The organism is Stenotrophomonas sp. FBCC-B152 (assembly GCF_059134105.1).
The window spans coordinates 2,105,781-2,118,755 of the sequence record NZ_CP101442.1; the positions used below are offsets into that span (position 1 = coordinate 2,105,781).

Annotated in this window: 12 protein-coding genes; 5 read left to right on the forward strand and 7 right to left on the reverse strand. The window is 66.5% G+C overall.

Annotated features, from left to right (window positions below):
* Positions 1-52: 52 nt before the first annotated feature.
* A complete protein-coding gene (locus tag NMB40_RS09850) occupies positions 53-1,042 on the reverse strand; it encodes an AraC family transcriptional regulator (RefSeq protein WP_494360900.1) in 990 nt (329 codons plus the stop codon).
* Positions 1,043-1,338: 296 nt separating this feature from the next.
* Here NMB40_RS09850 and NMB40_RS09855 point away from each other — a divergent pair, with 296 nt between their 5' ends.
* Together NMB40_RS09855 and NMB40_RS09860 are read left to right on the forward strand one after the other, a co-directional pair.
* On the forward strand, positions 1,339-2,604 hold the full coding sequence (locus NMB40_RS09855) for a CpaE/TadZ family protein (protein ID WP_494360901.1): 1,266 nt from the start codon (positions 1,339-1,341) through the stop codon (positions 2,602-2,604).
* Positions 2,589-3,947, forward strand: coding sequence for a TadA family conjugal transfer-associated ATPase (locus NMB40_RS09860; RefSeq protein WP_494360902.1), 1,359 nt, complete (start codon positions 2,589-2,591; stop codon positions 3,945-3,947). The genes NMB40_RS09855 and NMB40_RS09860 overlap by 16 nt, the downstream gene beginning before the upstream one ends.
* A 62-nt stretch (positions 3,948-4,009) precedes the next feature.
* On the opposite strand, the gene NMB40_RS09865 is transcribed toward NMB40_RS09860, so the two are convergent.
* Both NMB40_RS09865 and NMB40_RS09870 read right to left on the reverse strand, forming a co-directional pair.
* Positions 4,010-4,828: a SapC family protein gene (locus tag NMB40_RS09865; protein WP_494360903.1), complete on the reverse strand. Its 819-nt coding sequence runs from the start codon at positions 4,826-4,828 to the stop codon at positions 4,010-4,012.
* Positions 4,829-4,915: 87 nt separating this feature from the next.
* On the reverse strand, positions 4,916-5,698 hold the full coding sequence (locus NMB40_RS09870) for a CDP-diacylglycerol diphosphatase (RefSeq protein WP_494360904.1): 783 nt from the start codon (positions 5,696-5,698) through the stop codon (positions 4,916-4,918).
* Between the two features lie 152 nt (positions 5,699-5,850).
* On the opposite strand from NMB40_RS09870, the gene NMB40_RS09875 reads away from it, so the two are divergent.
* Positions 5,851-6,543: a M949_RS01915 family surface polysaccharide biosynthesis protein gene (locus NMB40_RS09875; protein WP_494360905.1), complete on the forward strand. Its 693-nt coding sequence runs from the start codon at positions 5,851-5,853 to the stop codon at positions 6,541-6,543.
* Here NMB40_RS09875 and NMB40_RS09880 read toward each other — a convergent pair.
* Complete coding sequence (locus NMB40_RS09880; protein ID WP_448142927.1) at positions 6,525-7,019, reverse strand: DUF1543 domain-containing protein; 495 nt, start codon at positions 7,017-7,019, stop codon at positions 6,525-6,527. The two genes, NMB40_RS09875 and NMB40_RS09880, sit on opposite strands and share 19 nt — an antisense overlap.
* A gap of 101 nt (positions 7,020-7,120) precedes the next feature.
* Here NMB40_RS09880 and NMB40_RS09885 point away from each other — a divergent pair, with 101 nt between their 5' ends.
* A complete protein-coding gene (locus NMB40_RS09885) occupies positions 7,121-7,429 on the forward strand; it encodes a hypothetical protein (protein ID WP_494360906.1) in 309 nt (102 codons plus the stop codon).
* Between the two features lie 212 nt (positions 7,430-7,641).
* Here the strand turns inward: NMB40_RS09885 and NMB40_RS09890 are convergent, their stop codons facing one another.
* Both NMB40_RS09890 and NMB40_RS09895 read right to left on the reverse strand, forming a co-directional pair.
* Positions 7,642-8,556, reverse strand: a complete 915-nt coding sequence (locus tag NMB40_RS09890; protein WP_494361035.1) for an IS110 family transposase — start codon at positions 8,554-8,556, stop codon at positions 7,642-7,644.
* A gap of 656 nt (positions 8,557-9,212) precedes the next feature.
* Positions 9,213-10,250: an IS110 family RNA-guided transposase gene (locus NMB40_RS09895; RefSeq protein ID WP_494360907.1), complete on the reverse strand. Its 1,038-nt coding sequence runs from the start codon at positions 10,248-10,250 to the stop codon at positions 9,213-9,215.
* 414 nt (positions 10,251-10,664) lie between these two features.
* On the opposite strand from NMB40_RS09895, the gene NMB40_RS09900 reads away from it, so the two are divergent.
* Positions 10,665-11,579 carry an IS110 family transposase gene (locus NMB40_RS09900; RefSeq protein ID WP_494361035.1) on the forward strand — a complete coding sequence of 305 codons (915 nt, stop codon included), beginning with the start codon at positions 10,665-10,667 and terminating at the stop codon, positions 11,577-11,579.
* A 194-nt stretch (positions 11,580-11,773) separates the two neighbouring features.
* Here the strand turns inward: NMB40_RS09900 and lldD are convergent, their stop codons facing one another.
* Positions 11,774-12,916: an FMN-dependent L-lactate dehydrogenase LldD gene (lldD, locus tag NMB40_RS09905; protein WP_494360908.1), complete on the reverse strand. Its 1,143-nt coding sequence runs from the start codon at positions 12,914-12,916 to the stop codon at positions 11,774-11,776.
* Between the last annotated feature and the right edge of the window lie 59 nt (positions 12,917-12,975).

The window sequence follows — 12,975 nt, forward strand, 5'->3', positions numbered from 1 at the left end:
AGGAATGCGGCACGGGGATGTGCAATTCCGGCACGTTGCCGGAAACGTGCACTCAGGCCGGAATGACCGCCGCGGCGGGCGCACGCATCAGCGTGTCGCGGGGAAGTTCACCGAACACGCGCCGGTAGTTGTCGGCGAACCGCGACAGATCCCACAGGCCGCAGCTGAGCGCCACCGCCTTGACCGACTTGCGGGTCGCGTCGGCCATCGAAAGACCCCGGCATGCGGCGCACAGCCGCAGCATCGACAGGTACCGGTTCGGCGAGGTCCCGAACAGGTCCTCGAAGGCGTAGCGCAGCGCACGCTCGCTCACGCCGGCGGCAGCGCAGATCTCGTGCATGTAAAGGTTGCGCCGCAGGTTCTGCCGCATGAAACCCTCTGCGCGCTGTGCGATGAGGTAATGCGCCCGCCGCGCACGGGAGTTGGCCGGCCGGCTCTGTCCCTTCGCAGCGAGCAAGGCCTGCACGTGGTCGTGCAGCAGCATGTCCACTGCGTCCGCTGGCAGGACAGCGTCCCGGCCACCCAGCCAAGCGGGGAGCTGCGCGTAGCGCTGGGCAAGGCGGGATCCACTGCCGCCCGCGTCGGTCTGGAACAGCGACAGCGCCTGCCCGAAAGGCAGGTTCGAACACAGGCTGAGCTCGGTGAGTTTGCGCTGCATGCGCTGCATGGGCGCAAGCAGGAAACTGAAACGGGTGCCGGCACTGAGCGCGAACTCACTGGCGCCCTCCGGAAACACCGTCAGTGCCGTCCCCGTGGCCAGGCTCACGCCATGGCACCAGCTTCGCGCTTCGTCGGTCTCGTGGATGAGGCCGAGCAGGCACCATTCCGGCGGCAACACGAAACGGCCGCGAAACTGGAAACCGCAGGTGATGGTGCAGAACAGCGATTCATCGTGCACCTGCGACTGGATCGATGCCCGGGGCCCGTTGTCATCCAGCAGCACCAGTTCCAGGTCGCAGACCCGGAGCACGCTGCCCAGCGACGCCAGGTCATGCTGGCGCAACGCGGTATCGTCAACTTCCTGAACTTCACCATCGGCCATGACAGTGGTTTCCCTTTTCGGCGTGGACTCCACGGCGCTCGCCATCCGCCATGCAGGACTCCGCCTGGATTGCCGGGCATTCCCCCCTTTGGAATGCGTCGCTGGATCTGCCCTAGAGAATATGCCTGGGTTTTCGCGAGTTTCTGCGTGAAGGTGTTTACACGGCGTCAAGATCATTCGTTCACAGCGCTTGCATCGCCATATCACACGCACGCCCAGAAAGTCCTGCCGATTTTGTGCATACCCCGGCTCCGGCGATGGCTGAATATCATGCGACGCATGCAAGGACGCTTCCCATGTCCGCCACCCTGCAACTGCTGCACCCGAAGCCGCCGCCGATGACCCTGGTCCTGTACTCCCCCGCCAGCCACCTGGCCGCCCTGCTCGAAGCCCGGCTGCCGGTCGGCATGCGCGTGCACTGGCAGGACAGCGCCGCGCCCCCTGGCGCCCTGGACGTCCATCGGCGCGGTGGCCCGTGCGTGGTACTGCTGGATTATCTCCGTGGGGCCGCACAGGCATCGAGCGAGTTGGCCAGGCGGCTCCAGCGCAGCCATCCCGACCTGCCGCTGGTCGCGGTCGGCTCGACCTCTTCCAAGGAAGAGGAAGGCATTGTCGCGGCCGTGCGGGCCGGCCTGCGCGACATCCTCGACCTGGAAGCGAGCACCGCCGAGATCGACGCCGTGCTGCGCCGCGCCGCCGCCCTGCCTGCCGATGTTCCCGGCATGCCTGCGCCGGGCGCCGCCAAGGCCCGGCTGATCCTGCTGCTGGGCGTCCGCGCCGGGGTCGGCGCCAGTACGCTGGCCACCCATCTCGGGGTGATGGCGCAGCAGCTCGCCCCGCCCCGCGCGGGAGAGGGCGACGCCACCGATACGCTGCTGGTCGACCTCGGCCAACCGGCCGGCGATGCCGCGCTGTACCTCAACGTGGACAGTCAGTTCCATTACGAGGATGCGCTGCGCCACGCCAATCGCATCGATGCCAGCCTGGTCCGCACCGTGATGACCCGGCACGACGGCGGACTCCACCTGCTGGGACAGCCCGCAGGCGGAGATGGCGGCACCCTTGCCGATCCCGCGGTACTGATGCAGCGCCTGCGCGGCGTGTTCGGCACGGTGCTGTGCGACCTGGGCGGCGTGCCGGTCCGCCAGATTCCCCGCTCCCTGCTCAACGGTGCCGACGAGATCTGGCTGGTCGCCGACCCGGCCATCGGCACCCTGGTCTCACTGGACCACGTGCTGAAACACCTGGACGCCACCGGCACCCGCGACGCGCGCCTGCAGCTGGTCGTCAACCGCCACCACCAGGGCGGCGGGCTGGGCCCGGCCGAGATCGCTGCCCGGTTCGGCCTGCCGTTGCTGGCTACGCTGCCCAGCTGCGAACGCCTGCGCACCAGCGCCAACCATGGTCACCTGCTGTTGCACGATGCCCCGCGCGCGCGCTACCTGCGTGCCCTGGCGCCCTTGCTGGCGCGCCTGTGCCCTGCGGCGCCGCCTGCCCGGCCGCGCACCCGGCTGGAAACCCTCATGCGCTTCCTGGACAGCCGTCAATGGAAAAGAAAGTAGCCCCCTACGGTCGGGCCGCTGCGCTGCCGGATTCGCTGCCCGCGGATCCGGCAGCGGAACCGCGGGTGCTCTTTGCACAATCCGACGAGTTTCTCCGGGTGCTGGCCGCCGCGCACGAGCACCTGCTCAACAGCATCGAAGATGGCCAGGTCGACATCGACGCCTGGTCACCCGTCACGGTAGCGCGCTACGTGACCACCCAGACCGAGCGGTTCGTCCAGGAATGGCGGATCCCGGTCAACGCCGCCGAGATGGAGCTCGTTGCGGCCGCGCTGGTCAAGGAACTGACCGGCTTCGGCCCCTTGGATGACCTGCTGCGCGACCCTGCCATCGACGCGATCCTCATCAACGGCTACCGGGATATCCATGTCTCCCAGGGCGGGCAGCTGCTGCCCATCAGCCAACGCTTCAGCGATGATGACCACCTGCTGCGGATCCTGCGCCGGATCCTGGCCCCGCTGGGCAGGCGCCTTGACGAAGAAAGCCCGATCGCGGATGTGCGCCTGCCTGCAGGCGGCCATCTCAACGCGATCATCCCGCCGCTGGCCCTGGATGGTCCGGTGGTCTCCATCCGCAAATTCCGCCGGACCCCCTTCACCTGCGACGAACTGCTGCGCATGGGCAGCTTCGATCCCGCCGTGCACGCGCTGTTGAACGCCATGGTGCTGGGCCGCTGCAACATCCTCATCTGCGGCACCGCCGACTCGGGCAAGACCTCACTGCTCAACGCCCTGGCCGGCTACATCCCGGCCAACGAGCGCATTGCCACCGTCGAGGAGGTCGCCGAACTGACCCTCAAGCACCCGCATGTGGTGCGCCTGGAATGCCGCGCGGCGGGTACCGACGGCCAGAACGCGGTCAGCATCCGCGAGTTGATGCGCAGCAGCCTGGGCATGCGACCCGACCGGATCCTGGTCGGTGAACTGCGCGGTGCCGAAGTGCTCGACATGCTGCAGGCGATGGGCACCGGCCATGATGGGTCCATGGCGACCGTGCGTGCCAGCTCGGCACGCGACTGCCTGCAGCGGTTGGAGATACTGGCCGGCCTGGCCGGTTTCCAGGGCAGCGAAGACAACGTTCGTCGGCAGATCGCCAGCGCGGTGGATTTCGTCGTGCGCGTGCAACGGCTGGGCAGCGGCCGCCGTGTAGTTGCGTCCATCAGCGAGATCACCGGCATCTGCGACAACGTCATCGGCACCCGCGAACTGTTCCACCACGAGCTGCAGATCGACGCCAGCGGCCAGGAGCAGGACCGCTGGGTCGGGATCGATTTCCAGCCGCGCTCGAGCAAGCTGGAAGCGTTCCGGCGGCAGCTGCGCCGTGCGCCGGGCAGCGGTGCCTGAGGGGCGCACATACAACAACGGCGGCCCTGCGGCCGCCGTCGTGGCACTGCGCTACCGCGTCATCAGGCCGCAGCAGCAACCTGCGCGCTCTGGCGCTGCACCAGCGCATTGAAGCGGGCCAGCGAGCTCAGGTGGTGGTGGATCGAGGCCAGCCAGCCGTTGCGGTGCCAGGCGACGATGATGTCGTCGGGCAGCTTGGCGAACTTCTCCACGTCAACGACATGGAAGCCGTTCACCGACATCTTCTCGCCGCTGGGCAGGGTCACGTCGATGCTGCGCTCGACCAGCAGGTCGTGTTCCTTCAGCGCGGCGCTGAACAGGCGGGTCTGCTCGTACTCGCGGGTGAAATCAGCGCAGAACTTCATGGCGTTGTCGACCACTTCGGTCGCCTTGCCGTCAACGAACAGCGGCTCGCCCTCGTCGCTGGTGCCCTGGTTGACCTGTTCCGAATCGGCGTCCAGCGCGAGCAGGAAGTTACCGTCTTCATCGGACTGCATGAACACGAACGGGTAGCGGCGCAGGTAGGCCGGCGCGTAGGTGTCGTCAGCCCACTTGCCGTCGGCCACGAACAGGTTGCGGCGGGCCAGGCCCACGGCGACGATCGGCGAGGCATCCTGGCCGGTGAACAGGATGGGGAAATGCTGGGCGGCCATGCCGAATTCGCCGATCACGGCCGGAATGGCGTTGGTCTCGGCGGCAAACGCCAGCGAACCCGGACGCAGGCGCCAGTTGGCGTGCTTGTCCGATTGCAGCGGCAGCGGCTGGCGGTAGAACAGCGGACCGGAAGCCTGGGCCGGAGCGGCCGGCGGAGTAGTCGTTTCAGCAGTCATGAAATTGGTCAGGTACGACGCGCCATACAGCCCGGGCACGAAAGCGGGCACCGCATTGATCCACCACTATAGCGTGGCTGTTTTACAGCCGGCTACCGCCCGGTGAATTCGCTGCACTGCGGCAAAGCGCGCCGGGACTCAGCGCACGCCGTCCAGCGCGGCGTCCGCGCCGGTCACCACGGCGCAGGCATGATCCTGCAGTTCCTCGCCACTGGCCTGGTGGTCCGCCGCGGCATCGGCCTGGGTGGCAAGCAGCAGGAAGCCCGGATCACGGTCGTCCCGCCCCGTGCCGGCCACCACCAGCGACCAGCGGCCCATGTCATCGCCTGCGGCCGGGCCCTGCGCGAGCAGCTGCACCGGGTTGACCTGCAGCGCCTCGCCCGCCACGCGACGGGCCTGGTAGACGTGGCCGCGCAGGGGCTGCGGCAACGGCTGCCACTGGCTGCCGATGGCCGCATCCATGCCCTGCAGCTGCGCCAGCACGTCCGCGCGCAGGCAATCCACGTGGATGTGCAGCTGGTGCTGCGAACGCCCGTGCGCCGAGTTCAACGCCAGACTGGCCACGTCACGCGGCAGCGGCTGGCCCAGCGCGGTTTCGGTATGCCGTCGCGCGGCCCAGGCGGCGGCGAAATAGTTGGGCGCCCCGGCCGCCAGCAGGCCCGGGCTTTCGATCCCGGTAACACGATCCAGCGGCATCAGCAGGAACTGGAAGCGACCGTGGGCGTCCTTGACCAGCACATCGCGCCGGGCCGGCGCTTCGTCCACGGCCAGGCAGTCGCCACGCGGGGCACCGGGGCCGGTGCAGTCGCGCTGGATCAGGCCCCACAGGGCATCGGGATTCACCGGCGGGCGCGGCGGTGGCGCGGTGATGCAGGCGGCCAGGCACAGCGGCAGGGCCAGCAACGAGGTACGAAGGGACACGGGACAACGGAGGTACCGCACCGGCAGGACGGCTTCGCGACCATTCTACCGGCGTGCGGGCCCTCCCACCGAAACAAGCCGGTCGCGACGCGGTGCGTGGTCATACCGACAAGGGATGGGTAATGATCACGACAGCTACGCGACGAACCCCCATGCACGATCCCGCCTGCCTGCCCCGACGTTTCCGCCTGCCCAGCCCTGCCCTGATCGGTGCCGCCTGCCTGGCCCTGGCCGCCTGCACCGACGAGGTGCCAACGTCCGTGCCGCCGGAACTGACCCTGCTTCCCGAACCAGTGGCCACGGCGGCGCCGCTACCCGGGCGCGACAACGTGCTTCGACGCGTGCATTTCCGCGACCGCCACGGCGAAGGCCTGCTGGTGCTGGAGCGCAGGGACGAAACGCGTGAGGATGCCGACAGCGGCGAAGTGCTGGACGTGGTGGTGCTGACGGCGCAGCTGCATGTGCGGTCAGACCCGCGCGGGGCCTGGAGCAAGCAATGGCAGCGTCAGATCCGCCAGCCCTGCGCCGGGCTGGACCTGGAAGCGGGCTGGTTCCTGGAGCACGTGGGCGTGACCGACCTGGACGGCGATGGCCAGGCGGAAATCACCCTGGCCAGCCACACGTTCTGCGGGGGCGGCATTGACCCGCACCAGCTGCACATCAGCCTGATCGACGGTGGCACGCGTTACGGCATCGAAGGTGAAACGCGGGTGTCGCTGCCCGGGAAGGCGCCTTTCGGCGGAGAGCGCCACGGCAGCGCGAACCTGGCGACCGCGCCGGCAGCGTTCGTGCAGCACCTGGAAGTCCTGTGGTCAGCGCTGCGCGATCAGCCGATCACGATGTAATCGCTGACCTGTTCGATGCCCGCATGCGCGGCGCGCAGCAGCTGCACATGGCGCCCCCCCACCTGGTCGATGGCGATGCAGTCATCCACTTCCAGCACCGCATCGGTATGCGGCTTGTCCCAACGCGCATCCTGCAGCGCCTTGGCCTTGCGTTTCGCCGCCGCCAGGTCGGGCGCGACGAGCAGCAGGTAGTCATGCGCCTCGCCCAGCGCGCCGGGTACGTAACCGCCGAGATTGACGAAGAACAACCGTGGCTCACCCGCGGCCGGGGCGGCATCGCCAAACCCGACCCGATACCCGTCGACACCATCGACAGCCAGCCAGCCATCGACATGCAGGCCCTTGGCCTCGCCAAACCAGTCCCGGCGCAGCTGCGGATAGGCATCTTCGATGCGTTCAACGTTGGCGAACGCCACGTCATGAACCTCGATCCGCGCGCGGGCATGGCGCCCGCCCAGCATGAACACGTGCAGCACCACCGGCTCCTTCGTCGACTCCGGCCACCAGTGTAGCGGCGCCCACCCCGGGGCCACCACGGCGGTGGTATGGTCGGGGCTGGCAACCGCAGGAGCGACCCATGACGATCCGTTCGCGCAACGTGCTTCCGCTGGTGGCACTGGCCACCACCCTGTCCCTGTCCGCCTGCGCCACCGCGCCCGGCCCGGAAATCACCGGCAGCGGCCAATGCCACGCCGAAGGCCTGACCTGGGCCATCGGCAAGAACGCCGATGAAGCCACCATGCGCACCGTCTTCAAGCAGAGCGGCGCCGGCCTGATCATCCCCATCGGCCCCGGCTCCACCGTCGCCACCCGCGACCGCCGCCCCGACCGCCTGCGCGTCTACCTCGACAAGGACAACATCATCACGGCAGTTCGTTGCGAGTGATGTTGGTCTGCGCGTAAGGCGCGGAGCAGAAGCAAAAGCCCTGGTCTGCGGACGACCTCGGCTTGGCCGGCGGGTGTGGGTTTGCGGGGGGCGCCGTGAATCCATCCGTGGAGCAACTGTGTTGCTGAGAGGTCGGGCCGCTCCTCCAGCAGACGGGCATGGTAGTGCCGGCCGCTGGCCGGCAGCCTCTTGATGTCCCCCGTTGGCTGGCTTCAGGCTGGGATCGGTCCGCTTTCAGCGTCGCGCACACGGGCGTTGAGGATTACCAGCATCTTTCGCATCACCGCCACGATGGCCACCTTGCCTTCCTTGCCGCGAGCCCGCAGCGACCGGTAGAAATCCTTTAGCCGAGGCTCATGCCGCATGGCCGACATGGCAGCCATGTAAAGCACCTGACGGATCTCGGCTCTACCACCGTGGATACTTCGTTTCCCGCGCATCGTGCCGCTGTCGTGGGACATCGGTGCCACGCCGACCAGGCTGGCGATGGCCTTGCCGCTGATTCTGCCCAGCTCGGGCAGATAGCTGGCCAGCACCGCCTGTAGCGCAGGGCCGACGCCCTTCATCGACTTCAGTACGGCCAGTCGAGGCTGCTGTGCAACCTGTTCGCCGATCTGCGTTCCCAAGCGTGCGACCAGCGTCTGCAAGCGCGTAATGTTGGCCTGCAGTAGCCGACGCAATTCACGATCACCGACCATTTCCTGCTGCTGTCGCGCCACGGTCAGCGCCTGCATCGCCTGCCGGCGAGCCCGCACGAATTCCCGCATTCTTTGTTGCCAAGGCTCCAGCGGCTGGTAGGCGCGCAGCTTGACCAGCACGGCCATCTTCGCCAATGCGTAGGCATCCAAGCGATCTGTCTTGGCCACGTGGCCCATGCCCTGAGCCAGCCTACGGGCCCGCAGGGCATTGGCACGGACCACCGGACGACCGGCCTTGTGCAGGAAATCCAGCACGCGCTGCTCATAGCCACCGGTAGCCTCCAGCACGATCTGGTCTGCCGGGTGTTCTTTCAGCCAGACCTCCAATTCAGCAAAGCCAGCGGCGGTATTGCTGACCTGCAGAATTTCCCCGTCAGTCGTACCAACATCCAGCTGACGCTTGCTCACATCAATCCCGATCCCGTTCATCGCCAAACTCCGTATAGTCTGGAAGGGTCGAGAGCTCCCCCGCTTGCCCAGTCTTATCACTGCGAGTGTCAGCTCCAGCAACTGTTCGGGCGGATCAAGGGAGATTCCGGCGTGGGCGCCAAGCTCCATGGCGATCGTCGAGATCCAGGCTCTTACGGCGGCCCACGCCGGCTCTCGACGCCTACGCTGCCAGATTCCGAACAGATAAGGCTCTTGCGAAACATCCATGTTTCGCAAAGCCCCCGCAAACCCACCCCCGCCAGCCTTTGACAGTTGGCTGGTTGCCTGGGGAAATCAAAGGCACAGCAACAGCGTTCTTCGGTTTGGGTCATGCGTTACCGCGCTGATTGGCAATGTCGGCGGTCGTATGGGAACCGACCCTATGTATGGACTCGCCCCCACCCGTCAAGCTGCTTTTTCGAAACCGGGAACCGGCTGCATCTATGTATCAGGCCTTTGATGGCGGGCGCGTACGCCTGCCGGCCAAAATTGGTTGAGCTCGCGATCTGCCGATTACCAGGAGGCCTCGAGGGCCGGTAGGGTCGTAGGCATCATGTCGCGACGGTCTGACCTGTCTCCCATGTTTTCAAAGCAGCGGGGTGGGTGCTGGGCACCCGGTGGCGGAAACGGTTTTTGGTCTGTTCTGCTCGTCCTTTTTATTGGCGGCGATACTCGCTCTGGGTGGTCATCACTACCCATGCGATGCGCAGATTTCGGTTGGCCAGGCGGATGGCCGCGCCCTTTTTGCCGTGCTGACGGCACCAGCGTTGCAATCGTTTGTCATCGGTCTCGGTCGCATCGGCCTTGACGTGGTGTAGGACCGACCGGGCCCCGGTTACTGCCAAACTTCGGATGTAGGCGTCACCCCGCCGGGTCATTCGACCCAGACGCACCCTGCTGCCGCTGCTGTGCTGGTCCGGCACCAGCCCAAAGTAGGCCGCAAACTGACGGGCATTGGGAAATCGCTCCGGCTGGCTCTGCTTGGCGATCAGGGCCGTGACCATGATCGGACCAAACCCGCGGATGGTCATCAACCGGCGCGCCAGTTCATCGCTTTTGGCAGTCTGTTCCAGCTGCTTGTCGATCCGCTCGCGGCGCTGCGCCAGATGCCCCCACTCAGCCCACAGATCTGCAATCAGTTCGCGCAGCATCGGCGGGATCGGATAGCTGGTGTCGGTCTGGATGCGGCCCACCCAAAGCGACAGCGCTGCGTTGGACTTGGACACAGCAATGCCATGTTCCATCAGCAGGCCACGCAGCTGATTGCTGATGAACGTCTGCCGCCGTATGTAACCGGTGCGGATCCGGTGCTGGGCCTGCATTCCGAGCGCCTCGATCGATTTGACAGGAACGTCATGGAGCATCTCGTCACGACCGGCACGCAGAGTGGCCAGGCAATCATTGCGATCATTCTTGGCGCCGCTGCGGTGCTCGGCCACCCGCTGCGCCGGCAGAATCCGCACCTTGGCCCCGACACCCTGAATCAGCCGGGCCCATGCCTGGGCGCCCGGACCGGTCTCCAGCAGCACCTCGACCTTTGGATCCAGGCCCTCCAGCAGTTTGGTAAACGCGGCACGGGATTTCACTCGTTCCTCGTACACAACCCGGCCGCTGGCGTCCTCACCAGCCACCTGGAAAACCTGCTTGGCAAGATCCACCGCCAAGCGCACATAAGTCGGCGTAAGCTTGTTCATGGGCTCGTCCCTCGCTGTCGTTGGCCATAGCGTGCCACCGTGGCGCCCAGACGCCTCGGCGAGGGGCGAGTCCATCCAATTACCGCGTCGGTGCCGACCAACGGTCGGCGCCTTCCGCTGTTCCTTTGGCCACCGGCTCACTGTCCAAGGGTCGGCGGGCATGGGGGTACGGGGGCTTTACGAAACATGGATGTTTCGTAAGAGCCTTATCTGTTCGGAATCTGGCAGCGTAGGCGTCGAGAGCCGGCGTGGGCCGCCGTAAGAGCCTGGATCTCGACGATCGCCATGGAGCTTGGCGCCCACGCCGGAATCTCCCTTGATCCGCCCGAACAGTTGCTGGAGCTGACACTCGCAGTGATAAGACTGGGCAAGCGGGGGAGCTCTCGACCCTTCCAGACTATACGGAGTTTGGCGATGAACGGGATCGGGATTGATGTGAGCAAGCGTCAGCTGGATGTTGGTACGACTGACGGGGAAATTCTGCAGGTCAGCAATACCGCCGCTGGCTTTGCTGAATTGGAGGTCTGGCTGAAAGAACACCCGGCAGACCAGATCGTGCTGGAGGCTACCGGTGGCTATGAGCAGCGCGTGCTGGATTTCCTGCACAAGGCCGGTCGTCCGGTGGTCCGTGCCAATGCCCTGCGGGCCCGTAGGCTGGCTCAGGGCATGGGCCACGTGGCCAAGACAGATCGCTTGGATGCCTACGCATTGGCGAAGATGGCCGTGCTGGTCAAGCTGCGCGCCTACCAGCCGCTGGAGCCTTGGCAACAAAGAATGCGGGAATTCGTGCGGGCTCGCCGGCAGGCGATGCAGGCGCTGACCGTGGCGCGACAGCAGCAGGAAATGGTCGGTGATCGTGAATTGCGTCGGCTACTGCAGGCCAACATTACGCGCTTGCAGACGCTGGTCGCACGCTTGGGAACGCAGATCGGCGAACAGGTTGCACAGCAGCCTCGACTGGCCGTACTGAAGTCGATGAAGGGCGTCGGCCCTGCGCTACAGGCGGTGCTGGCCAGCTATCTGCCCGAGCTGGGCAGAATCAGCGGCAAGGCCATCGCCAGCCTGGTCGGCGTGGCACCGATGTCCCACGACAGCGGCACGATGCGCGGGAAACGAAGTATCCACGGTGGTAGAGCCGAGATCCGTCAGGTGCTTTACATGGCTGCCATGTCGGCCATGCGGCATGAGCCTCGGCTAAAGGATTTCTACCGGTCGCTGCGGGCTCGCGGCAAGGAAGGCAAGGTGGCCATCGTGGCGGTGATGCGAAAGATGCTGGTAATCCTCAACGCCCGTGTGCGCGACGCTGAAAGCGGACCGATCCCAGCCTGAAGCCAGCCAACGGGGGACATCAAGAGGCTGCCGGCCAGCGGCCGGCACTACCATGCCCGTCTGCTGGAGGAGCGGCCCGACCTCTCAGCAACACAGTTGCTCCATGGATGGATTCACGGCGCCCCCCGTACGCCCATGCCCGCCGGCCCATGCCAGGACGACTCGCAGCCTGCGGCTTTACCGCTTTACCGCTCTCAACGCGGAAAACCAACCAGCGAATCCTCACTGATCTCGCGAATGCTCCGCGCTCCAGTCAACGTCATCGCCACACGCATTTCCTTCGCGATCAGATCCAGCAGGTTGGCGACGCCGGCCTCGCCCTGGGCCGCCAGCGCATACACGAACGCGCGGCCAAGCAGCACGCCGTCCGCGCCCAGCGCCAGCATGCGCACCACGTCCAGGCCGCTCCGGATTCCGGAATCGACGAGGATTTCCACCTCGCCCTTGACCGCACTGGCAATGGCCGGCAGCGCTCGCGCCGTCGACAGCACCCCGTCCAGCTGGCGGCCGCCATGGTTGGATACCACGATGCCATCGGCGCCGAAGCGCACCGCATCGCGCGCGTCTTCTGGATCCAGGATGCCCTTGATCACCATCGGCCCCGTCCAGAACTCGCGGATCCATTCCAGGTCCTTCCACGAAATGGACGGATCGAAATTGCTGCCCAGCCAGCCGATGTAATCGCCCAGCCCGGTGGGGTTGCCGCGATACGTCGAAATATTGCCCAGGTCATGCGGGCGCCCGCGCAGCCCAACGTCCCACGCCCAGCGCGGGTGCGTCACCGCCTGCAACATGCGCCGCAACGGCGCGTTGGGGCCGCTCATCCCCGAATGCGCATCGCGGTAGCGCGCACCGGGCGTGGGCATGTCCACCGTGAACACCAGCGTCGTGACGCCCGCCGCCTTGGCCCGCTCCAGCGCATTGCGCATGAAGCCGCGGTCCTTCAGCACATACAGCTGGAACCACATCGGGCGGTCGATGGCCGGCGCCACCTCCTCGATCGCGCACACCGATACCGTCGACAGCGTGAACGGAATGCCGCGGCTCGCCGCCGCCCTCGCCGCCTGCACCTCCCCCCGTCGCGCATACATCCCGGTCAGCCCCACCGGACCCAGCGCCACGGGCATCGCCATGCGCTCACCCAGCAGCTCCGCCTCCAGGCTCAGGTCGGCCACGTTGCGCAGGATCCGCTGGCGCAGCGCTATCTCGGCCAGGTCCTCCACGTTGCGGCGCAGCGTGTGCTCGGCGTACGCGCCGCCGTCGATGTAATGGAACAGGAACGGCGGCAGCCGGCGTTGCGCGGCGGCGCGGTAATCGGTGGAAGCGGAGATGATCATGGCCCAACCATGGCGAAGCGTTCACGATCCGCCCATTAGACCAAAGATCAACTCCTGCG